This is a genomic window from Bacillus sp. FSL K6-3154 (assembly GCF_040869395.1).
Taxonomy (GTDB): Bacteria; Bacillota; Bacilli; order Bacillales; family Bacillaceae; genus Bacillus; species Bacillus safensis.
Map to the genome: position 1 here is coordinate 3,020,524 of NZ_CP152033.1, position 21,025 is coordinate 3,041,548.

General features: G+C 40.0%; 23 protein-coding genes and 2 riboswitches. Of the genes, 18 read left to right on the forward strand and 5 right to left on the reverse strand.

The features are described 5' to 3' along the window. Positions 1-33 precede the first annotated feature (33 nt). From MHH61_RS15605 to MHH61_RS15625, 5 genes are all read left to right on the forward strand, one after another. Positions 34-723: a PepSY domain-containing protein gene (locus MHH61_RS15605; protein ID WP_368004457.1), complete on the forward strand. Its 690-nt coding sequence runs from the start codon at positions 34-36 to the stop codon at positions 721-723. Between the two features lie 93 nt (positions 724-816). Further along, on the forward strand, positions 817-1,335 hold the full coding sequence (locus tag MHH61_RS15610) for a PepSY domain-containing protein (RefSeq protein ID WP_024424652.1): 519 nt from the start codon (positions 817-819) through the stop codon (positions 1,333-1,335). 282 nt (positions 1,336-1,617) lie between these two features. Next, positions 1,618-1,758, forward strand: coding sequence for a hypothetical protein (locus MHH61_RS15615; RefSeq protein WP_003212346.1), 141 nt, complete (start codon positions 1,618-1,620; stop codon positions 1,756-1,758). 133 nt (positions 1,759-1,891) lie between these two features. Then, positions 1,892-2,056, forward strand: a riboswitch (M-box (ykoK) riboswitch). 208 nt (positions 2,057-2,264) lie between these two features. Continuing rightward, positions 2,265-3,623, forward strand: coding sequence for a magnesium transporter (mgtE, locus tag MHH61_RS15620; RefSeq protein WP_024424654.1), 1,359 nt, complete (start codon positions 2,265-2,267; stop codon positions 3,621-3,623). A gap of 290 nt (positions 3,624-3,913) precedes the next feature. Then, complete coding sequence (locus tag MHH61_RS15625) at positions 3,914-4,312, forward strand: hypothetical protein (RefSeq protein WP_024426817.1); 399 nt, start codon at positions 3,914-3,916, stop codon at positions 4,310-4,312. 34 nt (positions 4,313-4,346) lie between these two features. On the opposite strand, the gene MHH61_RS15630 is transcribed toward MHH61_RS15625, so the two are convergent. Continuing rightward, on the reverse strand, positions 4,347-4,676 hold the full coding sequence (locus tag MHH61_RS15630; RefSeq protein WP_024424656.1) for a MerR family transcriptional regulator: 330 nt from the start codon (positions 4,674-4,676) through the stop codon (positions 4,347-4,349). Positions 4,677-4,868: 192 nt separating this feature from the next. Here MHH61_RS15630 and MHH61_RS15635 point away from each other — a divergent pair, with 192 nt between their 5' ends. From MHH61_RS15635 to MHH61_RS15645, 3 genes are all read left to right on the forward strand, one after another. Beyond that, a complete protein-coding gene (locus MHH61_RS15635) occupies positions 4,869-5,024 on the forward strand; it encodes a hypothetical protein (RefSeq protein ID WP_087977671.1) in 156 nt (51 codons plus the stop codon). Between the two features lie 37 nt (positions 5,025-5,061). Further along, on the forward strand, positions 5,062-5,226 hold the full coding sequence (locus tag MHH61_RS15640; protein ID WP_024426818.1) for a hypothetical protein: 165 nt from the start codon (positions 5,062-5,064) through the stop codon (positions 5,224-5,226). Positions 5,227-5,582: 356 nt separating this feature from the next. Continuing rightward, a complete protein-coding gene (locus MHH61_RS15645; protein ID WP_087975546.1) occupies positions 5,583-6,047 on the forward strand; it encodes a MarR family winged helix-turn-helix transcriptional regulator in 465 nt (154 codons plus the stop codon). A gap of 234 nt (positions 6,048-6,281) precedes the next feature. Here the strand turns inward: MHH61_RS15645 and MHH61_RS15650 are convergent, their stop codons facing one another. Beyond that, complete coding sequence (locus MHH61_RS15650; RefSeq protein WP_125586319.1) at positions 6,282-8,702, reverse strand: EAL domain-containing protein; 2,421 nt, start codon at positions 8,700-8,702, stop codon at positions 6,282-6,284. Positions 8,703-8,948: 246 nt separating this feature from the next. Between MHH61_RS15650 and MHH61_RS15655 the strand changes: the two genes are divergently transcribed. The 4 genes from MHH61_RS15655 to MHH61_RS15670 all read left to right on the forward strand — a co-directional run bounded on the left by MHH61_RS15655 (position 8,949) and on the right by MHH61_RS15670 (position 12,780). Next, a complete protein-coding gene (locus MHH61_RS15655) occupies positions 8,949-9,563 on the forward strand; it encodes a DedA family protein (protein WP_025092317.1) in 615 nt (204 codons plus the stop codon). Between the two features lie 77 nt (positions 9,564-9,640). Then, positions 9,641-9,811: riboswitch (yybP-ykoY riboswitch) on the forward strand. A 31-nt stretch (positions 9,812-9,842) separates the two neighbouring features. After that, positions 9,843-10,634: a TerC family protein gene (locus tag MHH61_RS15660; protein ID WP_025092318.1), complete on the forward strand. Its 792-nt coding sequence runs from the start codon at positions 9,843-9,845 to the stop codon at positions 10,632-10,634. A gap of 215 nt (positions 10,635-10,849) precedes the next feature. Further along, on the forward strand, positions 10,850-11,605 hold the full coding sequence (gene sigI, locus MHH61_RS15665; protein ID WP_003210952.1) for an RNA polymerase sigma factor SigI: 756 nt from the start codon (positions 10,850-10,852) through the stop codon (positions 11,603-11,605). Further along, positions 11,602-12,780, forward strand: a complete 1,179-nt coding sequence (locus tag MHH61_RS15670; protein ID WP_125586317.1) for an anti-sigma factor domain-containing protein — start codon at positions 11,602-11,604, stop codon at positions 12,778-12,780. Before sigI ends, MHH61_RS15670 begins: the two co-directional genes overlap by 4 nt. A gap of 38 nt (positions 12,781-12,818) precedes the next feature. Here MHH61_RS15670 and MHH61_RS15675 read toward each other — a convergent pair whose 3' ends face one another. Further along, a complete protein-coding gene (locus MHH61_RS15675) occupies positions 12,819-13,013 on the reverse strand; it encodes an alpha/beta-type small acid-soluble spore protein (RefSeq protein WP_024424662.1) in 195 nt (64 codons plus the stop codon). 122 nt (positions 13,014-13,135) lie between these two features. Further along, a complete protein-coding gene (locus tag MHH61_RS15680; protein WP_025092320.1) occupies positions 13,136-13,852 on the reverse strand; it encodes a DUF1836 domain-containing protein in 717 nt (238 codons plus the stop codon). A gap of 278 nt (positions 13,853-14,130) precedes the next feature. On the opposite strand from MHH61_RS15680, the gene htpX reads away from it, so the two are divergent. The 5 genes from htpX to MHH61_RS15705 all read left to right on the forward strand — a co-directional run bounded on the left by htpX (position 14,131) and on the right by MHH61_RS15705 (position 17,474). Continuing rightward, positions 14,131-15,030 (forward strand): protease HtpX, encoded by a 900-nt coding sequence (gene htpX / locus MHH61_RS15685; RefSeq protein WP_024424664.1) that lies wholly within the window; start codon positions 14,131-14,133, stop codon positions 15,028-15,030. Between the two features lie 144 nt (positions 15,031-15,174). Then, a complete protein-coding gene (locus tag MHH61_RS15690; RefSeq protein ID WP_080652937.1) occupies positions 15,175-16,521 on the forward strand; it encodes a TrkH family potassium uptake protein in 1,347 nt (448 codons plus the stop codon). A 97-nt stretch (positions 16,522-16,618) separates the two neighbouring features. Then, entirely contained in the window at positions 16,619-17,137 is a 519-nt protein-coding gene (locus MHH61_RS15695) for a DUF421 domain-containing protein (RefSeq protein WP_024426825.1), read from the forward strand. Positions 17,138-17,143: 6 nt separating this feature from the next. Further along, complete coding sequence (locus MHH61_RS15700) at positions 17,144-17,308, forward strand: hypothetical protein (protein ID WP_164512162.1); 165 nt, start codon at positions 17,144-17,146, stop codon at positions 17,306-17,308. After that, positions 17,301-17,474 (forward strand): hypothetical protein, encoded by a 174-nt coding sequence (locus MHH61_RS15705; RefSeq protein ID WP_162860202.1) that lies wholly within the window; start codon positions 17,301-17,303, stop codon positions 17,472-17,474. Before MHH61_RS15700 ends, MHH61_RS15705 begins: the two co-directional genes overlap by 8 nt. 27 nt (positions 17,475-17,501) lie before the next feature. Here the strand turns inward: MHH61_RS15705 and MHH61_RS15710 are convergent, their stop codons facing one another. Further along, a complete protein-coding gene (locus MHH61_RS15710) occupies positions 17,502-18,521 on the reverse strand; it encodes an acyltransferase family protein (RefSeq protein ID WP_041116436.1) in 1,020 nt (339 codons plus the stop codon). 293 nt (positions 18,522-18,814) lie between these two features. Between MHH61_RS15710 and MHH61_RS15715 the strand changes: the two genes are divergently transcribed. Beyond that, positions 18,815-21,025, forward strand: a complete 2,211-nt coding sequence (locus MHH61_RS15715) for a PAS domain-containing sensor histidine kinase (RefSeq protein WP_125586315.1) — start codon at positions 18,815-18,817, stop codon at positions 21,023-21,025.

A 21,025-nucleotide genomic window follows, 5' to 3' on the forward strand; every position in this document is an offset into this window, starting at 1 on the left:
CTTATAAAATAGGAAATAGGAAGGAGGCGCTGCATGTCTAGAAAAACGAAAATGGTGCTTGCGCTCGCAGGATGTCTTGTGATTCTTGCGGCCTTTGCAATGCTCATGATTCAAACCATTGATCAAAAAATATTAAGTGAAGCAGAAATGAAAAAAATGATCTCAAAAGACTATAATGGAAACATTACACATATTGATTTAATCAATCATAAACAGGACTACACAATGACGCTCGAAAATGAAAATGGCATCTATCAAATCATTGCATCTTCTGCAAGCGGTCAAATGAAAGAAATTAGACAGTTAAAAAGCTATCAGAAGCCAAATGAAAAAAATGCTGAGCTCCAGGCAGAAGAGGCGGCTGTTAAAAAGGTGAGCGGAACCGTCATTCAAAAAAAGGAGACGTCAGATCGTTTCATTTTTACCATCCAATCAAAAAAAGAATTGTATCAAGTTGAGGTCGACAAACAGTCATTTAAGGTGCTTGAAGCAGAAAAGAAAAAACCATCCTCTAAAGAAAAGAAGCTCACGAAAATCACCGTCGAGGAAGCCATCCAAATTGCCGTCAAAGAAGTTGGCGGAACAGTGGATGATGCTGATCTTGAAACATTCAGCGGTATGCTCGTATTTGAGGTAGAGCTGGATTTGCCTGACGGCAGAGAGGCAGAGGTGCTTGTGAACGCCTATACAGGAGACATTGAGGGCATTACGTACGAAAACTAATCCTTTTCTCATGATATTCTCATGTTTCTTTCCTTCCTTTATCATCTTGTTTTCTTAAGATATAGAAGAAATCAAACAGAGGAGGAATTGAACATGATGAAAAAAGTACTAGTAGCTACAGCATTAACGGGAACTCTTGTCGCAGGTGGTTTCACACTTCAAGCGCAAAATACAAATCAAACAGCAAACGCCGAGCAAGTCGTGCAAAAGAAATCGTCATTTGTTTCAAAGAAACAAGCTGAAAAAGCAGCCTTAAAAGTGGTGAAAGGCTATGTGGATGATGTGGATCTTGAGCGTAAAAAAGGAAAATGGGTGTATGAGGTCGAGATCAAAAAAGGCGGCTTTGAATATAAAGTATATGTCGATGCAAAAACTGGAAAAGCGCTGAATGATCCAGTCAAAGAAAAGAAACAGAACGTGAAGATCACGAAAAAACAGGCTGAAAAAATTGCTCTTGCAAAAGTAAAAGGCACAGTCACAGATTCTGATCTAGATAAAGAAAATGGTGTTTACATTTACGAAATTGAAATCACAACACCAAGCGGCGAGGAAGTTGATTTTGAGATTTCCGCTAAAACAGGCAAAATCCTGAAGCAAGAATGGGATGATTAAGCTATGACCAAACCTTACACTTTCATGTGTAAGGTTTTCATCGTGTAGACAAACCCTCGCATTCGGTGTCAGGTCTGCGCTCCGGTGCTCACGAATGTTTCATTCGCTCCGCTCCGGTGCTCGCCCTTCCTAGGGCTGCAAAGGTTTTCTATCACGCTGAATAGAAGACAAAGGGCTAAAATAAAGATCATTTTAGCCCTTTGTCAACAATCTGCAAACCTTACACTTTCATGTGTAAGGTTTTTTCATTGGGACAAACTACGGGAAAGGAGGCGAGAGAATATGAAGAAAAAAGAAGAAGAGCAAACAATGGATCACGCGGAATACGTTCCGCATCCTGATGGAGAAGGATATGCTTTGTTTTTGCATGATTCCTTTCATCTCCTCTCCCAAGAGGATATGAATCAGCCGGAAGAGGAATAAAAAGACATGAAAAGGGCGATGGCTGAGCTGTTTATCGCTCTTTTTTTGAAAAGTAAGCGAATACATAAGGATACTTGGCATCTTGCTTATTGACATCATTCCGCTTTTTCTGTAATCTCAGTGTGTTAACAATATGAGACTTCGTTAGGTGAGGCTCCTGTATGGAGATACGCTGCTGCCCAAAAATGTCCAAAGACGCCAATGGGTCAACAGAAATCATCGACATAAGGTGATTTTTAATGCAGCTGGATTTGATCCTATGCCATACAGTGCTAAAGCTCTACGATTGAAGGAGCAAGTGTTTATTTTGTCATGCTTACAAAGCGCCTTCATTCGGTTGAAGGTGCTTTTTTATGAGAAAAGGAGGTGTGGGGATGGATCATCCCGATTCGAGACACATAAAGAGTATGTCAAAAGATCAGATTGACGCATCAGACAGAGGAGATCCTGACCCCCGCACATTCTAAGGGATTCGGGTATCTCCTGACTTTGGGGAGGTAACAGCGATGATACAGAACATTACGTACGATGAACTCATTTTAAGAATCATTATTTTATTAAGAGATGGCAAACGCAAAGAATTTAAAAACATTATGGAAGAACTTCAGCCATATGATATGGCCTATTTATTTAAAGAACTTCCAGAAAAACACCGCGGCCGTTTCCTCAGCTTTTTAACAATCGATGATGTGACGGAAATGATGGGTGAGCTTGAGCGCGAATACCAAGAAATTGTGCTTGAAAAAGTAGGAAAAGACAAAGCCACCTTCGTCACAAACAAAATGGATAACGATGACCTAGCCAACTTGTTTGATGAAATGGATGATGAGCTGAAAGACCAACTTTTATCAAACATGGAGGCGGAGGAATCAAAGGCCGTCCAGCTTCTTATGAATTATCCTGCTGAGACAGCAGGCCGGATCATGACCAACCGGTACGTTTGGATTCCTCAGCACTATACGGTTCAGGACGCAGTTGTAAAGCTGAAAAGCTTTGCTGAAATTGCAGAATCGATCAACTATTTATATGTCATTAATGATCAAAAGCAGCTTGTAGGGGTTCTGTCGTACCGGGATCTCATTTTAGGTGAACCAGATGAAAAAGTGCAGGATCTTATGTTTACAAGAGTCATTGCCGTTGGAGCTTTTCAAGATCAGGAAGAAATCGCAAAGCTGATTGAACGGTATGATTTTCTTGCCATTCCTGTTGTAGAAGAGAACAATGTCCTTGTCGGAATCGTCACAGTCGATGATATCATTGATGTCGTCATTCAAGAGGCAGGAGAAGACTATGAGAAGTTCGCTGCCTCTGGTAAAGATATTACATTCGACACGCCCGCTTTTGTTGCGGCATACCGCCGTCTCCCGTGGCTCATTTTGCTCTTATTCATTGGGCTGATTTCAGGCAGTATTTTAAATTACTTTGAAGATACCCTTCAGCAAGTCGTCGCCTTAGCCTTCTTCATGCCAATGATTGCAGGAATGACAGGGAATACAGGCACACAGTCGCTTGCCGTCGTCATTAGAGGACTTTCAAAAGAAGAATTAACGAAAAAAACCATTATGCGCCTGATTTTTAGAGAGCTCCGAACAAGTATTTACATTGGGATTGTCTGTTCCATCATTATTACAGTCGTCGCAATGGTGTGGCAGGGCAATATGATTTTAGGATTTGTTGTCGGTTCCTCACTGCTTGCCACACTGATTATTGGAACGATGGCTGGTACGATCGTGCCTATTATTTTACACAGATTAAACGTCGATCCTGCGATTGCATCTGGGCCGCTGATTACAACATTGAATGATATTTTATCACTGCTTATCTATTTTGGTATTGCGACAGCGTTCCTTCATACACTTATGTAGCAAGAAGACTGTAAAACATGACGTTTTGCAGTCTCAGCGCGCTGACAAACCCTTGCATTCGGTGTCAGTCCTTGCGTGCCGGTGCTCACGAATGTTCAATTCGCTCCGCTCCGGTACTCGTTCTTCCTTGACTTCAAAGGTTTTCAGATCGCGCTGAAAGGTAGACAAAGGACCATCCCTTGTCCACAATCTAAGACTGTAAAACATGACGTTTTACAGTCTTTTTTTGTATAAAGATTGCATATAGCGCTTCCATCCTTTACATTTTAAGGAGAAGGTGGGAGAGAAACATGAAGAAATTCTTATTCGTTTTGATGTGTATGTTTTTGCTGAGTGCATGTCAAAGGGAGGACGAGGGGAAAGACCGAAGGCTAGTGGCTGCAGAGCATATGCTTGAAGCCATCACCGAAGGAAATAAAAGAAAAATGGAAGACATCTACGTCGAAGGTGCGGTCCCGAGCCCGGATGACATTCTGAAACTGAAAAAAGAATGGGGCATAGACACGCTTTCTTATGAGGATTTTCAATTGGAAGAAGCCAGCATTCATGTGTTCCATGCGAATTACGAAGATGCAAAAACCGGGAAGAAAAAGGCACTTGCCCTGCGGGTGAAAGAAGATCCTGAAAGAGGTGGCGTGCTGATTGACTTTGTAGGGGTTGTAGAAGGTACTGAAGCTTCCTCTAAATAAAAAGAATCGTTCAAAAGAGCGATTCTTTTTTTGTTTAACGATTTTTATACCGAAAGTGTGCGTTAATCTGACCTTCCAGCATTTTTTTCTTAAATTGTCCGCTTTTTAGCGCTTGTTCTTTTTTCTTCATGTCTTTTAAAATTTCAGCTGTCTGCACACCGTCTTCCCGTTTATTGGCGATGTCCATCAAACGTTCAACATCTGCAAAAGAATATTTCCGTGTGCCTCTTGTTGAGCGCTGGGGGTAAATGAGTTTACGTTCCTCATAATATCGGATTTGCCTGACGGAAAGCCCTGTTAGCTCACTGACAATCCCGATTGAAATGACTTTTTTATCTTTATAAGATACATCTTCCTGCGTCATATACTCACCCCTGCAAGTCTTTTCTTCATATTATATAGAACGAGAAGTGAAAAAACCTATCGTTTGTTAGAAAATATAACACAAAAACGAAAAAAATGAAAAAACCATGGGAGGAAAGATTACAGGGAGTGTGCAATACATCTTACGGCGGCATATAATCATGGTGAATTGACATAGGAGGAGGAGCATATGATGGAGGAAGCACAGATCATTCGTATGGCAAAAGAAATCATCGCATTAGATGTGAAGAGGGATGAATTGCTTGAGCAATTCATGCAGGCTGCAGGTCAGAATGCACATGCGCTTCTAAGAGCCATGCAAAATGATTTGTATAAGAAGTCTTCATAAGCACCCGATCCAAATCACTTGATAGGAGGGATAATCGGTGCGGCGTATATTAAAAGAAGCTTTAGCAAAGGAAAGACATTATTATACGAAGCAGCTATGTTCATTAGGGGTTTACAGCCCTGATGCGGCCAAGAACATGACAATTAGTGACCTAAAAAAAGAGTATCATTTCTTTTTCAACAAAACAGAACGCTGTCTGTAAAAATCCCTTGAAATGTGCGTATGTCACATAAAGGGTTCTTTTTTTTGTTTAATATTATAGCAATATTGAATTTTGTAGAAATTTGGCGAATGAAGTGCAAGAAACCATAGATTCTTTACAGATTTTGTTAAAGTGTGTCGCATCTTGATGGTTTGCTGAAAAAGCTTTTTTTCGAGATGATTGTGAAAAATAAGAAGGATTTTAAAAGTTTATATCGAAACCTTATACATAACACGAATGGAGTCACTTATGTGGTTGAAAGGGTTTTCAAAAACGTACTTCTATTTTTTACGAAAGGCTCCAACTGCACCGCAAGACAGCCTTGAAGTTAAAAAAATATTATAAGAGGTAGATATGTGATGAGACTATCGTTTAATGAAGAAGAAGTAGAACGCTCAATGACGCTTTACAAGGTTTTTGCAAGAGCATTTAAAAGCGTTTCAGAACACAGTATTAGAGACAGCAAAGAGCATGGGTTTAATCCAACTGAATTTGCCGTTCTTGAATTACTGTACACAAGAGGTGCTCAAAAGCTTCAGCAAATCGGCTCAAGACTCCTGCTTGTCAGCGGGAATGTGACGTACGTAATTGACAAATTAGAACGAAATGGTTTCATTGAAAGAGAACAGGACCCCAAGGATAAACGGTCGGTTTATGCCCATTTAACGGAAAAAGGGCGAAGCTATCTTGACAAGATTTATCCGATCCACTCACTTCGGATTGCGCGTGCATTCTCTGGTCTGACGCGTGAAGAGCAAGAACAATTGATTAGTCTATTGAAAAAAGCAGGTATTCACAGTCAGCATTTATTATTTAGATAAAACGAAAAGGTGCCATCATTGGCACCTTTTAAATTGTTGACAAAGGGCTAAAGTGATCTTTATTTTAGCCCTTTGTCTTCTTCTCAGCTCAGCGTGACAGAAAACCTTTGAAGTCTAGGAGGGACGAGTACCGGAGCGGAGCGAATTGAGCATTCGTGAGCACCGGCACGCAGGACTGACACCGAATGCGAGGGTTTGTCTGCACGCTGGAAGATGCCATCATTGGCACCTTTTTTATGTGTCAAGCAGCGCCGGATAGGCGATGAATTTTTCAATATCGCTTGCTGGCAGCGGTTTGGCATAATAAAACCCCTGCAGGTCGTCACAGCCCTGGGCAGATAATAGCTGAGCCTGTGCAAACGTTTCAACACCTTCTGCTATCACTTCGAGAGATAACTGGTGTCCCATCGCTATAATAGCCCCTGTAATCTGTTCAGACTTTGAATCACTTAAAATATCCTCAATAAAGGATTTATCAATTTTCAGTCGATGAATCGGTAAATCCTTTAAATAGCTTAATGAGCTGTGGCCTGTACCGAAATCATCAATACTAATGCGGACGCCAAGCTGTTTTAGCGATGTTAACACCTGTTTTGATTGCTTGATATTGTCCATTGTCATACTTTCTGTGACTTCAAGCTCCAAGAGTGACGGTTTCAGGTCGTATTTTTTCAGTGTGAGCTTGATCAAATCAATTAAGTCTTCAGAATTGAATTGTTTCGCAGATAAATTGACAGCCACAGGAATTTTCAGCCCATCGTCATACCACTTTTTTGCCTGTTTGCCAGCCGTATCAATGACCCATCTGCCAATATCAATGATCAGACCTGATTCCTCTGCCAGCTCAATAAAAGCCTCAGGTGATTTTAAGGACCCATCTGGTGCCTTCATTCTCAAAAGGGCTTCAACCCCAGTCATCTTTCTAGTTTTGGCACTGACTTGAGGCTGGTAGTGAAGGACAAATTGCTCTCTTTGAATGGCATCCCTCAGCTCCAGCTCCCGGTTTAACCTGTCCTCACTTAATCTTTCCATGGATTCGGTAAAGAACTCATAACGGCTCTGCTTATGTTTTTTGGATAAATACATGGCCATATCGGCTTTTCTCATCAGCTCCATCCCGTCTTTGCCATTTTGCGGAGAGATAGCGATCCCAATGCTGATTGACGTAATAAGCTGATGGTTCTGGATGAAAAAAGGACGTTCAAATTGATGGATGATATTCTTAGAAAATTGTTCGATTTTATGTGTATCATGATCCATGTGGGGAAAGATCATTAAAAATTCATCACCGCCAAGTCTTGCGATAAAGCCATTGTCCGGTAAACATTGCGTCAGTCTGTTTGCGGCAGCTTTCAGCAGTAAATCTCCTATGTTATGCCCGAGTGCATCATTAATAATTTTAAAACGATTTAAGTCCAGAAACAGAACCGCTGTTGACGTTTTTGACTTTTCTTGAGCGGAGAGAACATCATTTAAATGATTGATGCCGTGGCGGCGGTTAGGAAGCTCTGTTAGTGCATCATAATGTGCCATCACATGAATTTCTTTTTCTGCAATCCGCTGCTGCGTTAAATCTTTTAAAACAAGATAAATGCTGTCGAGTGAATTGTTCACATGAACAGGTATGTAAGTGACATGATAATAATAAAAACGATCTGCTGTTTTCAGTTCTGCTTCACGTGTGATAGCTTTTTTTGACTGAGAAATAAATTCTTCCCACAACTCAGTCGGCATCACATATTGGCTGACATCATCACCAATCTTAGAATTGTACAACTCTAAGATTTGTTTACCAGAGTCATTTGCAGAAAGAACCTTTCGATCGACAGATAGCACGATAATGCCGTCTATATTATGTTTGATAAGCGATTGAAACCGTTGTTCATTTTCTTTCAGCTGATCTGACTGCGTCATGATCCGGTGATCAATATAGGCACCAAAAATCATCAGTGTTTGGACTATAAGTGTCATTAAGCCGACAAAAATCGACAGACTGAATGGCGACATTTCAAGAGATCCACCTATAGCAGCCTGTCCATTTGAATGATAAAACATGGTAGAGGCAGCCATACCAGTATAATGCATACCTGCTATAGCACCGCCCATCAACATTGAACCAAGACCCTTTAAAAGATAATTCTCCCGTTTACTTTTCGTGCGGTCAACACGAAAGAAGAGTTTCAATGAGAAGTAGGAGGTAATGGCAGCAATGAAAAACGAAAGAAAAAAGAGGACTGGATCATAGCTGATTGAGACATTGGCCATTGATTCCATTCCAAGATAATGCATGCTGCAAATAGCTGAACCCATGGTGATTGAACTAATGAGCAGCCGTCTTCTAGAGAGCTGCTTTTGAATGCATATTGAAAAAGCGATCAAGGATCCGATAAATGAGGCCAAAATCGATAAAATCAGTAAGGATGTATCATATGTGATGCCAACACGCATTTGAAATGCCATCATGCCAATAAAATGCATCGACCATATCCCCATTCCCATGATCATTGCACCAATGAGCAGCCATACCTTTTTCTTTGCACCGCTTGACTGTGCTACCCTGCTGGCTATATGAAGAGCTGAGTAGGAGGCGACAGCGGCGACAGCGATTGACAGAAAGACAAGCCATCCATTGTAGCTTCCTGTTAAATGGGTCATGTAAGAAAACCTCCTGTACTTTAAAACAAACATATACTTAATATATCGGATCGAATGGCTTCTGTGTTCACCTTTCCTTCACTTAAATACAACAATCAACGTTTTTTTCACCCTTCTTTTATAGTAAAATCAAATTTAATGTAAAAAAACGACGAAAAGCGAATCGTTTCTTCGGTTTTATTCGTTTAATATATGGTGTGATTCTAAAAGAGATAGAATCAGTCAAATGATTATGTGTGAAAGGGATTGATAAACATCGAAGATTTTATTATTTCTTTAGCTGATGCCTTTAAGAACTTGTCATACTTTGGCATCTTCCTCGCATTATGCATTGAATTTGTACCTGCTGAAGTGGTTTTGCCTCTTGCGGGTTACTGGGTCTCAGAAGGGGACATGGCCTTTATCGGTGTTGTGGCGGCCGGCTCTATTGGCGGTGTGGCTGGTCCTTTGACCTTGTACTGGTTAGGACGTTACGGCGGCAGACCCTTTTTAAATAAATATGGAAAGTACTTTTTTATAAAACCTGAGTCGCTTGATAAATCGGATGCTTTCTTTGAAAAGCATGGCGGATTCGTCGCATTCAGCGGCCGGTTCATACCAGGAGTCAGAACGCTGATCTCCATCCCGTGCGGTATTGCCAAGATGAATGTGTGGGTCTTTTGCCTGTATACCTTTTTGGCAATTACACCAATTACGTTTGTGTATGTGTATCTTGGGTTTATGCTTGGGGAGAATTGGAAAGAGGTTGGCGCCATGATAGATCCTTATCTTTTACCAATTGGGATCGGTGTTGTGTTATTGTTTGTTGTCTACCTATTGATAAAACGAAGAAAAAGAAAAACAGAAACGCCAACTGCCTAATCAATGGATCGAACAGAAAGTCAGCTGTTGACAATCCAGTGTCTATTGATTATGATATAAGTAATCTAAATATTCTAAATCCCGCCAAAGGGGAGTAGCGTCCGGTTTTTACCGGAAACAAAGTCGTCATTACATGGACTGATGTTCATCGGCTTTGTTGGCATGAATCTACATATCACATGTCTAGCAAGACCTTTGCCATTACAGGCAAAGGTCTTTTTTGCATTCATAAGCCTTTGTCTGTTGTGGGACAATAGATAAAAACAAGGAGGAATGATGATGGATGCAGCTATTATTTTAGAGTACGGGTGGGTTCTGCTCGTACTGATTGGATTAGAAGGGATTTTAGCAGCTGATAACGCGCTGGTCATGGCCGTGATGGTCAAACACCTTCCTGAAAAACAAAGAAAAAAGGCATTGTTTTACGGACTTGCAGGTGCGTTTGTCATGCGGTTTGGTTCTCTGTTTCTTATTTCGTTTTTAGTGGATGTGTGGCAAGTTCAAGCCATTGGTGCAATTTATCTTCTTTATATTTCCATTCACCATATTTTAAAATCGCACGTATTTAAGAAAAAGGAAACTGAAACAAATGTGAAACAAAGCGGCTTCTGGGCAACAGTCGTGAAAGTAGAGCTTGCCGACATTGCTTTTGCCGTAGATTCCATTTTAGCGGCCGTCGCTTTAGCTGTGACACTGCCAAAAACAAGTCTTCCGCAAATCGGTGGACTCGATGGCGGTCAATTTATTGTCATTCTTTTAGGCGGTATCATTGGTCTTGTTATTATGCGATTTGCAGCAACGGTCTTTGTGAAACTGCTCAAAACAAGACCGAGCCTAGAAACAGCAGCATTTGTCATTGTCGGATGGGTGGGTGTGAAGCTCACGCTTTATACACTGTCACATCCAGCTATTGGGGTCGTATCGTCTCATTTTATCCATTCAGCATTATGGAAAGTCATTTTCTGGACAGTGCTTCTCGCAATTGCAGCATTTGGCTGGTTTTTATCAAGTCCATCAAGAAAAGGCGGGCAGGAAAACGAGGAGAAGCAAGAGGCACGCCTGGGAGAGTAGGTTTTTTGAAAGAAATATCATTTCATTTTCATAACACGTATATTACAAATAAGGGGGAGATACCCCCTTATTTCTTTGCTTTTAGACGAAACATTGTAAAGTAGATGGTGACATACATGTCATAATTGAGTAACAGGAAATGAATTCCTCATTTCTTCCTTTGCGCTTCCCTCATAAATTAGCTATCATAAATGAGTAATATAGGGAGAACTGAGGTGAAACCATTGCTTAGCCTTTTGTTTAAAAAAGGAAAGAAAAAGCAAACATTAGAGCAGTCGGCTATCAGTATTCAACAAGGTGATATCGAACTGCAAAATGCATTAATAGAGCAATACAAACCATTTGTCGCTAAGACGGTTTCATCCGTTTGTAAACGATATATAGATGAAAAAGATGATGAATTCAGCATAGGCTTAATAGCCTTTAATGAAGCGATAGAAAAATATTCTGCCGAAAAAGGAAACTCACTGCTTGCTTTCGCAGAATTAATTATTAAAAGAAAAGTGATTGACTATATTCGAAAAGAAGCAAGAAATGCGCCAACGGTTCAAATGGACCTGCAAGAAAGTGAGAACGGCGAATACTCTCAAAGCATGATTGAAGCGGAGCTCTCTGCAAATGAATATAGGCGTTTAATTGAACAAGAACATAGAAGAGAAGAGATTGAACATTTTAAAGAACGATTGAAAGTATACGGTCTCACGTTTCAAGAGCTGCTTGAGCATTCACCAAAGCATGCAGATGCCAGGCAAAATGCCATTAAAGTAGCCCATACACTCGTTGAACACGATGAGCTGAGAACCATTTTATTTCAGAAGAAACAATTGCCTGTCAAACAGCTGGAAAAGTTAGTGGAAGTCAGCCGCAAAACGATTGAGAGAAATAGAAAATATATCATTGCGATGGCGATCATTATGACAGGTGATTATGTGTATTTGAAAGATTACCTTAAAGGGGTGCTTAATTCATGAGAAGAGGCATTATAGTAGAGAAAAACAAAAAATATGTCACGCTGCTGACCCCTGATGGACAATTTCTGCGGACTAAATATGAAGAGCAAAACTATGAAATCGGCCAAGAAGTGACATTTCCGAATGAATCACGTCTCGAAAGAAAAAGAGCCGGTTTTTTTGACCTGCTTCGTTTACGTCCGTTAAATGCAGGAATCCTATCAATAGCAGCGATTATTGTCGTAATTTTTACTATGATGCCATCTTTCTCAAGTCAAAAAGCATATGCGTATATGACAATTGATATTAACCCAAGCTTTGAGCTGAAGCTTGATCACAATTATCAAGTGATCGGTGTCACACCGCTGAATAAAGATGCAAAGCAAGTACTGGCGAGTATGAAGGATTTAGAAAAAAACGACATGACCAAAGTCGTCCAGGAAATTATAGATGACTGTGACAAAAAAGGATATGTGAACAATTCTAAAAGTATTTATATTTCAACCGTTTATGAAAACAAGCAGGACAATACATATAAAACAAACGTAAAAAGCAAAATTAACACCATTTCTGGTGAATATCAAAAACGCAATTATAAGTTGGAAACTGTGGAAAGTGACATGGAAACAAGAGAAAAAGCTCAAAAGGCAGGCATTTCAACAGGAACATATATTAGAAATCAAGAAATGCAAGATCAAGAACATGAAGACATCAAAAAGGATGAAGACGGAGCAGATAACGATGCTGTGAAGGAAGAAGATCCTAAGAAACATGATGAAGAACAAGCAGATAAAGACAAACAAGAAGACGTAAAGACAGACGATAGCGAAGAGATGCAGCCAGATCAAGAGGCTCCTGAAGCTGAGGACAAAGAGCAGAAGGAGGCAGAGAGGGAAGAGCAAGGAACTGTTCAAAAGCCTCAAAAACCTGATGATGCAAGCAAAGACAACAAGATAAAGGAAGAAAAGGATCATTCTTTCGATAAAGAGCAAAAAAAAAATCAATCAACTGATCCTGATGAAAGAAGACACTGGAACGGCACATCACGTGGTGATGTGGAAAAACATGCAAAAAAAAACGGCAGGGATCAGAACAATCCATCCGCTGAACAAAAAAGAGAACATGTGAAGCAAAAAGGGAAAGGTGCACCGTTTCCTTATCGCGAGAACCGGCATGAGCACACATATGAACAATAAAAAACGCCAGATTAGCTCCGGCGTATTTCACCATGTCTTTATTTAGATTGATTGCCCATTTGTGATTGAGCCTGTTGAACGAGTCTTTTTGTGATTTCACCGCCAACAGAACCGTTTGCACGTGAGACTGTATCTGAACCGAGAGTGACGCCAAATTCTTGAGCGATCTCGTATTTAAATTGATCTAAAGCTTGTTCTACTCCGGGAACAAGAAGTTGATTTCGATTTGCCATGTCATATTCCTCCTTTCACCTCATGTTTGTTGCGCCTTCTTATTTTGAAAAAAAAGCCGCACATTTATGCTGGCAATTGCTGTACAAAAAACCGAGATGATGAAGGTCACCTCGGTTCTTATTTATCCCTTATTCAGCTGAAGCGTATTATACATCATTTCTTGAGCTGTACTTTGCAAATGAGAAGTAAATACAGAGAAGACGGTAGAACTGATAATGCCTTTAATCAAATTCCATTGGCTCTTCGTCAATTCTGTAAACTCGTCATGGAGTTTGTCTGTCTGCTCCTCAGTTATTTCTCGTAAATTTGTTTCCTTTAATGGAAATTGTGTATGGTGATAAATAAAATCAAGGACGTGCGCATATGCTTCATAAAAACGGATTGGACTAATAATATCATCTGTTCGATCTGTGATGGTGTTAAATAAGGCAGATAAGATCATACGAATGGTATCGAAGTCAAAAACTGATTTTAAATCCCTGACAATTAATAAAATAACGACCTGATCAATAGAGTACTTCTTGCCAAGCTCTGGATGGCCAATCATATCTTTAATATCACGTTTGATCCAATTTTGAATCGCCGTCGATTTAAGAGAAGTCAGCTCACACAAGTTGCCAAGCTCAACAATTTCATTTGTAGAAAGACCATGCTCTGATTTTTGCTTCCGCCGTTCAAGCTTCTCAAAAAAAGACGGGATCTTTAATTCATCATAGTCATGATCCTTGCCATTTTTTACAGATAGTTTCAAAAGCTGAAGCGGAGTCAGATCTCCCTCTCCTTTTAGAGAATACAGAAGTCTTGTCATGTCAATTCTCGTTAATTTAAAAGTAACCATGTTCCACCTCATTTGTACGTCAAAACGTGATTATTGATCTAATTCAACATCATAGTCTCTTTTTGATGAAAATGCAAAATAAACTCAAATTCAAACCTGTGCGTCACAATTTGTACACTTTTCTGCTGGGGCAAATGTCGTAAATATTGATGTGATGGGGCTTTAGCCGTTATGATAAACAGAGAAAGTGATTCCTTTTTCCTTGCAATTTGAGACGTTTATTTTTATAATTTTATTAATAAGTTCATTTGAACTTAATATGACAGCGGAGGTTATGTATGGGTAAGAGAATATTTCTGTTTATATTAACGAACATTCTTGTTATCACTACGATTGGTATTGTACTGTCGGTTATTAGTGCAGCAACTGGTGTTGGTTCTTATATAGGAGCAGACGGAAGACTTAATATCCTTTATCTTCTTGTATTCAGTGCAGTTGTTGGTTTTGTTGGCTCGTTTATGTCACTTGCAATGTCTCGCTGGATGGCAAAAATGATGATGGGTGTACGCGTGTTAAATCCAGAAAAGGATTCATTAACATATGATGAGCAGCAGCTTGTTGACCGCGTGCACAGACTTTCAAGAGCAGCAGGCCTTTCTAAAATGCCTGAGGTTGGTATTTATCAATCATCTGAAGTCAATGCATTTGCAACAGGTCCTTCTAAGAGAAGATCACTTGTTGCGGTATCAACTGGATTGCTTCATGAAATGGATGATGCAGCAGTTGAAGGTGTAATCGCCCACGAAGTCGCTCACGTTGCGAATGGTGATATGGTGACGATGACGCTGCTTCAAGGAATCGTCAACACGTTCGTTGTGTTCCTTTCAAGAATTGCGGCATGGATCGCAAGCCGTTTTGTTTCACGTGAAGAGCTTGTGCCGATTGTTCACTTTATCGCTGTGATTGTTTTCCAAATCATTTTCTCTATCCTAGGAAGCCTTGTCGTGTTTGCATATTCTAGACACCGTGAATTCCATGCAGACCGCGGCGGAGCCGACCTTGCAGGTAAAGATAAAATGATTCATGCGCTTCGTTCACTTGAGGCGTACACGTCAAGAATCAAAGATGATGATCAAACAGCAGTTGCTACGCTGAAAATCAGCGGTAAACGAAAAGCTTCTCTTTTCTCAACACACCCTGATTTAAACGAAAGAATCAGAAGACTAGAAGCAAAATAAGAAAGAGGAATAGACATTCTTTAACAGGATGTCTATTTCTTTTTGATGAAAAAGAAAATAAAGCATAAAATAGCTTTAAAATCATGTCTCTTTTCATTAAAATGATAAAGGTATTCGAAAAGATAGATAAAAGAAGGAATGACAATGAATCCTATAAAAAAGCTAATTGACCGGCTGTCAGCTTTTCAGTTGATTGCCCTTTATTATTTTCTTGCTGTGACCGTGTCGTTTATTCTTCTCAGCCTGCCAGTGGCTCATCAAGAGGGAGTCAAATGGACATTCATTGATGCCTTGTTTACAGCGGTGAGTGCGGTAAGTGTTACAGGACTGACTGTTGTCGACACCTCACAAACATTTAGTGTGGCAGGGATGTGGATCCTTGCGTTTGTTCTGCAAATTGGAGGCATCGGCATTATGACGCTCGGTACCTTCGTATGGCTTGTCATGCGAAAAAGAATTGGAATTAAAGAAAGAAAGCTGATCATGGCAGATCAAAACCAAAGCAATTTATCTGGAATTGTGAAACTAATGAAGCAGGTCTTATATTTAATTTTGCTGATTGAGTTTGTCGGCGGGCTGATTTTAAGCATGTATTTTCTCAAGTATTACGATGTGCAAAGCGCTTTCTTGCATGGCTTCTTCTCAAGTATTAGTGCGACAACCAATGGTGGCTTCGATATTACAGGGAGCTCTCTTATCCCTTACAAAGATGATTATTTCGTCCAGTTTATTACGATGCTGCTGATCATCTTTGGAGCGATTGGCTTTCCTGTGCTTGTGGAAGTAAAGGATTATTTGTTCAATCAGGACCGTAAGCACGCATCGTTCTCATTGTTTACAAAAATCACCACGCTCACTTTCGGCGGCCTTGTCGTTGTCGGAGCGATTGGAATCTATGCACTTGAAGCAGGGTTTAGCTTCGTAGGGAAAAGCTGGCACGAAATCTTGTTCTATTCTTTATTTCAATCGACTGCAACAAGAAGCGGGGGGCTGACAACGTTAGATATTACACAGCTGACGGAGCCGACGCTTTTATTTTTATGTATGCTCATGTTTATCGGGGCTTCTCCAAGCTCTGTGGGGGGCGGAATTCGGACAACTACGTTTGCCCTTAATTTACTCGCCTTGTTTCATTTTGCTAGGGGAAATAAGTCCATTAAAATCTTCAAGAGAGAGCTTCATCAAGCGGATATTAATAAATCCCTTATGGTAACCATGATGGCCTTTATTTTGGTCTTTGGCGCTACGTTCCTGTTATCCTTAACAGAGCATAATACACTTCTTGAAAATTTATTTGAAGTTTGCTCTGCTTTCGGAACAACGGGGCTGTCGCTTGGGATCACCTCAGATCTCACTGTGTTCGGTAAATGTATCATCATGGTGGTCATGTTTATTGGCCGGATCGGCATTCCAAGCTTTTTATATTTAATAGGCCGAAGAGAAAGCGAAGCAAATTATCATTATCCGAAAGAGCGCGTCATCATTGGCTAAACAGCATTCTAATCGAATGCTGTTTTTTTATTTCCATTATCTAACTGGCTAAATCACATGAGATGTTCGCAATCTATAGGTAAGAGGTGAATGAGACGTGCTGGATGTAATATGGAAAGCAATTGTCATGCTGCTAGTTGGTACCTTGCTGCTGAGAATAGCAGGGCCTAAATCCATTAGTCAATTAACTGTGCAACAAACAGTGATTATGATTTCAATCGGATCGATTATTATCCAACCCTTTATTGAGCACAATTTACTTGAAACGATTTATGCCGCCTCTACATTTATCATTGCACTCGTCATCATGGAAAAATTGTCTATCCGATCTGATTTCTTTGAAAAATTGGTTTCAGGGAAATCTGTGGTCATTTTGCAGGATGGAGCAATGCTTGATCACAAGCTGAAGAAAACGAGGCTCACAAGGGATGAATTCAAAATGCGTTTAAAGCAGCAAGGCATCACTGACATCAGCAGTCTCAAAAAAGCCACGCTAGAAGCCAATGGACAAATTGGCTATGAGTTAAAACCTGAGGAAAAGCCAGTGACGGTCAAGCAAATGAAGGAACTCCTTGACCAATTAAGAGAAGAACTAAACCTGTCAAAAAAGGACTGAATGCAGATGAAAAGAAAAGCAGCGAAAAATGAAGTATTAACAAATAATATGACGCCGACAGAAAGCATGGCACATGATCAAGGACAAACTCAATTTGACGAACAATCAAGAGATCGTCAGGCAAACCGAAATTCTCATAAAGGGAAACAAGGGGGAGCATCTCGTGACTAAGAAGCATGTAAAGAGCAAAGAGATGAAGGACCATAAAAAGCCAATGGACCCAGATATTTTAGAAGAGGAATTTGGCAGTGAGCTTGGAGATATTAACAGCAGCAAATGGATTGATACATTGGTGAAGCCAAAGAAAGATGCTGCATGTCAGCAGAATAAGAAATAGAAAAAACGATCCATGAAGGATCGTTTTTTATTTGATATAACTCCCTTGCCTGCCGGTGATTGTTCGCATGAGATTGGTCATTTTGAGCTCGATCACTGGCTGTGCAACGGTTTTGACAAAAGTGCTAGACAGGGTAAAGGTTAACAGAATGGTCAGCAGCAATAAAATGAGTACACTTGCTGCATTTAGCGCCCAGTCATCAAACCAAGTGGTTCTTAGCAGCTTGATCACAAAGCCGTGTAATAAATAAACATATAACGTTCTTGTTCCCCATTTTGTAAAGAAGAAACGGCGTGTTGGAACTAATGCAAAGAAGCTGAATGTAGCGCCAAATGCAAGCAAATACCATGCCATTCGTTTCATCGCCGCAATCATTCCTTCATCTCCAAGAGAAGCATACGACTTTGAGCCAAATAAGAAGGAATAATCAAATTCATAGAAGTAGCAAAACAGGAACACAGCCATTAATACAAAAAGTGCTGCCAGCTTTCCTTTGCTTGTACGGATGAATTCAAAATGCTGCTTTTTTAAATAGAATCCAGCTAAAAACATAGGCAAAAAGACAAACGTACGTGATAAGCTGAGTGTATCACTGATGCTGTCCACATAACCGACAAGTAATGCAATCGATAAACTGACGATCATCGCCCAGTGGAACGGCAGTTTTGAAAAAGGAATGAGCAGCAAGTTCCAAAAGAATAAACTAATTAAAAACCATAAGGACCATTGCGGATCAATTGGATTTAAATTGGCCATGCTTTGATCCTGTAATAGATAATAGTAAACCGAATAGATCACCTGAAAGATTAAATATGGGATGATCAGCTTAACGGCGACTTTTTTCATAAAGCCAGGTTTTCTAAACCCTTTTGCAAAAAAGCCAGAAACTAAAATAAAGGCGGGCATGTGAAAGGTATAAATAAACTTGTATAAATAGAGCATCCAGTCATTATCATGAATGAATGATCGTAACAAATGACCAAAAACAACTAGAAAAATCAGAAGGAATTTCGCATTATCAAAATAACTATCTCGTGAAGATGCCATAACATCACCTTTCCTGCTCGATTTCGAACATAAATGTTCTAAGTGCACTGTTCCCTTATTTGCCTCATTCTAAAATACATTTTGGCTTAATTCGCTATTTGATGTGAAATTGTAGAACGGTTGTAAAAGAAGCGTAAGAAAAGTGAATCTTTATACAATCCTGTCATCCAAATGAAATAAATGAGACAGTCTTCGTGTAAAAAGTTATCTTTTTTTATGAGTCGAATGAAGGAACAATGAAAATATTGTAGAAATATTGTAGAGGAATGAGGCTGGAAAAGGAGTGTAAGAGAATGACTGAAACGCTCGATGGCAATAGGTTAACTCCTGCGGGAGATATCAGAAAATTAGAAAAAGAGAACGAATATTTGCGAACTGAGTTGATGCAGCAAAAAATGCTGTTAAATAAGACGCTAGATGCCATTTTTATATTTGATCAGCACCTCAACATCATCCAAGCCAACGAAGCAACATGCAGGCTTGTCCAGACACCGAAAGAAGACCTCCTCAATAAATCCGTTCTAGATTTCCTATACGGCATCCCGAAAGATAAAATTGAATGCTCACTCGATCTATTTTTTCGAAAAGGTACGTTAAAAAGAGAAATCTCCATTCAGCTGGAAAATGGCGAAACAAAATACATTGAATTTGTCGCAGAGCACGACACCATGAATCAGCAGTATATAGTGGTTATGCGAGATATTTCATCAAAGAAAATATTAGAACGAGAACGCTCCATGAATGAGCAGCTGTTCAAAGATTTGTTTGACCGAGCGATTGATGGGATGGTCATTTTTGATCAGGATGGCTGCATGATTGATGCGAATCATTCTTTTTGTCAGAGCTTTGAGCTGCAAAAGACTGATTTAACCGATCGCTATTTACATGAATTTGTCGAAGAAGAAAATCTTCCCGCCTTGCAGCACCTTTTGACGTCACTTAAAGAAACAGGAAAAGCAAAAGGAGAGCTTCCTGTTACTCTACAATCTGGCCAGCACAAATTATTCGAACTCACCATTACATCAAATGTGATGAGTGGTTTTTATATGTCCATCATGCGGGATATTACAGAAAAAAGGCTGATGGAAGAGAAGCTGTTAAAAAGTGAAGAACGCTTTAGAGAAATTTTCGAAAATGCAATGGATGCCATCATCATATGGGCGGACGATGGAGAGATTGTGAGAGCCAATGAATCAGCCTGCCGAATTTTTGAATTACCAATGCACTCGCTGATTGGCAAAAAACTTACCGACTTTCTCGTCAAATCTGATAAGAGATATAGACCAACAAGAAGACGCTATATCCGGAATCATGAAATAAGGGAAGAGCTATTGTTCAAAATGGCAAATGGACAGTATAAAGAGCTTGAGTTTACATCAAAGCATGCGGTATTAGAAGGACAGCACTTAACCATTTTACGTAATGTAAGTGATCGAAAAAGAATGGAGCAGGAGCTGCGCGAAAGTGAGCTTAAATTCCGCAAAGTATTTAATGGATCAATGGACGGCATTGTTCTTTTTGATAATCAATATCGAATCATTGAAGTCAATCCATCTGCCAGCGAGCTGCTTCAATTGAAGGACGATCATTTAACAGAAATGAATCTTTTCCACATCCTTGCCCCTTATCAAATAGAAAATTTGGCTCAGCCTGCCGAGGCGATGTCATTAGATGAAATGGATAATGAGGTTCCGTTTGTACTGAATCATCCAGATCAGCGTATCCTGGAATTCTCTTTTAAACGCAACATTATCCATAATATGAATTTGGCGATCTTTAGAGATGTGACAGAGCGGAAGGAATTAGAAGAGCGGGTGAGAAAATCAGATACCCTTCATGTGGTCGGAGAGCTTGCCGCTGGAATTGCTCATGAAATTAGAAACCCGATGACAGCCTTAAAAGGCTTCATTCAGCTGTTAAAAGGAAATATAGAAGGGGAGTATTCGCTCTATTTCAATGTCATCACATCAGAGCTGAAAAGAATTGAATCCATCATCACCGAATTTTTGATTTTAGCGAAACCGCAAGCCATTGTATATGAAGAAAAAAATGTGGTGCAGATTGTGAAAGACACGATGGATCTTCTGCACGCACAGGCGAATCTTGGCAATGTTCAAATGCATCTCAATGTGCTGGATGAGATTCCGCTCATTTATTGTGAACAAAACCAATTAAAGCAGGTCTTTATTAACATTTTAAAAAATGCAATTGAAGTCATGCCGCGCAAAGGAAATGTTTATGTGAGCATTCAGCGGAAGGGCGAGGAGCATATTGTCATTTCACTGCGTGATGAAGGCTGCGGAATGGCAGAAGATAAGCTAAAGCGTCTAGGTGAGCCTTTTTATACAACGAAAGAAAGAGGAACTGGACTTGGCTTAATGGTTAGTTATAAAATTATTGAAGAGCATCAAGGAACTATTGAGGTAGAAAGTGAGGAAGGCGTAGGAACCGTCTTCCATCTCACGCTACCACTTAGGCAGCAGAAACAAGAAGGAGAGCAGTAA

Coding starts and splice junctions, on each gene's coding strand:
- MHH61_RS15690 (WP_080652937.1), top strand. CDS start 15,175: ATGAATCCTATAAAAAAGCTAATTGACCGGCTGTCAGCTTTTCAGTTG.
- mgtE (WP_024424654.1), top strand. CDS start 2,265: ATGATACAGAACATTACGTACGATGAACTCATTTTAAGAATCATTATT.
- MHH61_RS15700 (WP_164512162.1), top strand. CDS start 17,144: ATGAAAAGAAAAGCAGCGAAAAATGAAGTATTAACAAATAATATGACG.
- MHH61_RS15610 (WP_024424652.1), top strand. CDS start 817: ATGATGAAAAAAGTACTAGTAGCTACAGCATTAACGGGAACTCTTGTC.
- MHH61_RS15650 (WP_125586319.1), bottom strand. CDS start 8,702: ATGACCCATTTAACAGGAAGCTACAATGGATGGCTTGTCTTTCTGTCA.
- MHH61_RS15605 (WP_368004457.1), top strand. CDS start 34: ATGTCTAGAAAAACGAAAATGGTGCTTGCGCTCGCAGGATGTCTTGTG.
- MHH61_RS15675 (WP_024424662.1), bottom strand. CDS start 13,013: ATGGCAAATCGAAATCAACTTCTTGTTCCCGGAGTAGAACAAGCTTTA.
- MHH61_RS15635 (WP_087977671.1), top strand. CDS start 4,869: ATGGAGGAAGCACAGATCATTCGTATGGCAAAAGAAATCATCGCATTA.
- MHH61_RS15625 (WP_024426817.1), top strand. CDS start 3,914: ATGAAGAAATTCTTATTCGTTTTGATGTGTATGTTTTTGCTGAGTGCA.
- MHH61_RS15680 (WP_025092320.1), bottom strand. CDS start 13,852: ATGGTTACTTTTAAATTAACGAGAATTGACATGACAAGACTTCTGTAT.
- MHH61_RS15670 (WP_125586317.1), top strand. CDS start 11,602: ATGAGAAGAGGCATTATAGTAGAGAAAAACAAAAAATATGTCACGCTG.
- MHH61_RS15710 (WP_041116436.1), bottom strand. CDS start 18,521: ATGGCATCTTCACGAGATAGTTATTTTGATAATGCGAAATTCCTTCTG.
- htpX (WP_024424664.1), top strand. CDS start 14,131: ATGGGTAAGAGAATATTTCTGTTTATATTAACGAACATTCTTGTTATC.
- MHH61_RS15630 (WP_024424656.1), bottom strand. CDS start 4,676: ATGACGCAGGAAGATGTATCTTATAAAGATAAAAAAGTCATTTCAATC.
- MHH61_RS15615 (WP_003212346.1), top strand. CDS start 1,618: ATGAAGAAAAAAGAAGAAGAGCAAACAATGGATCACGCGGAATACGTT.
- MHH61_RS15715 (WP_125586315.1), top strand. CDS start 18,815: ATGACTGAAACGCTCGATGGCAATAGGTTAACTCCTGCGGGAGATATC.
- MHH61_RS15660 (WP_025092318.1), top strand. CDS start 9,843: ATGGATGCAGCTATTATTTTAGAGTACGGGTGGGTTCTGCTCGTACTG.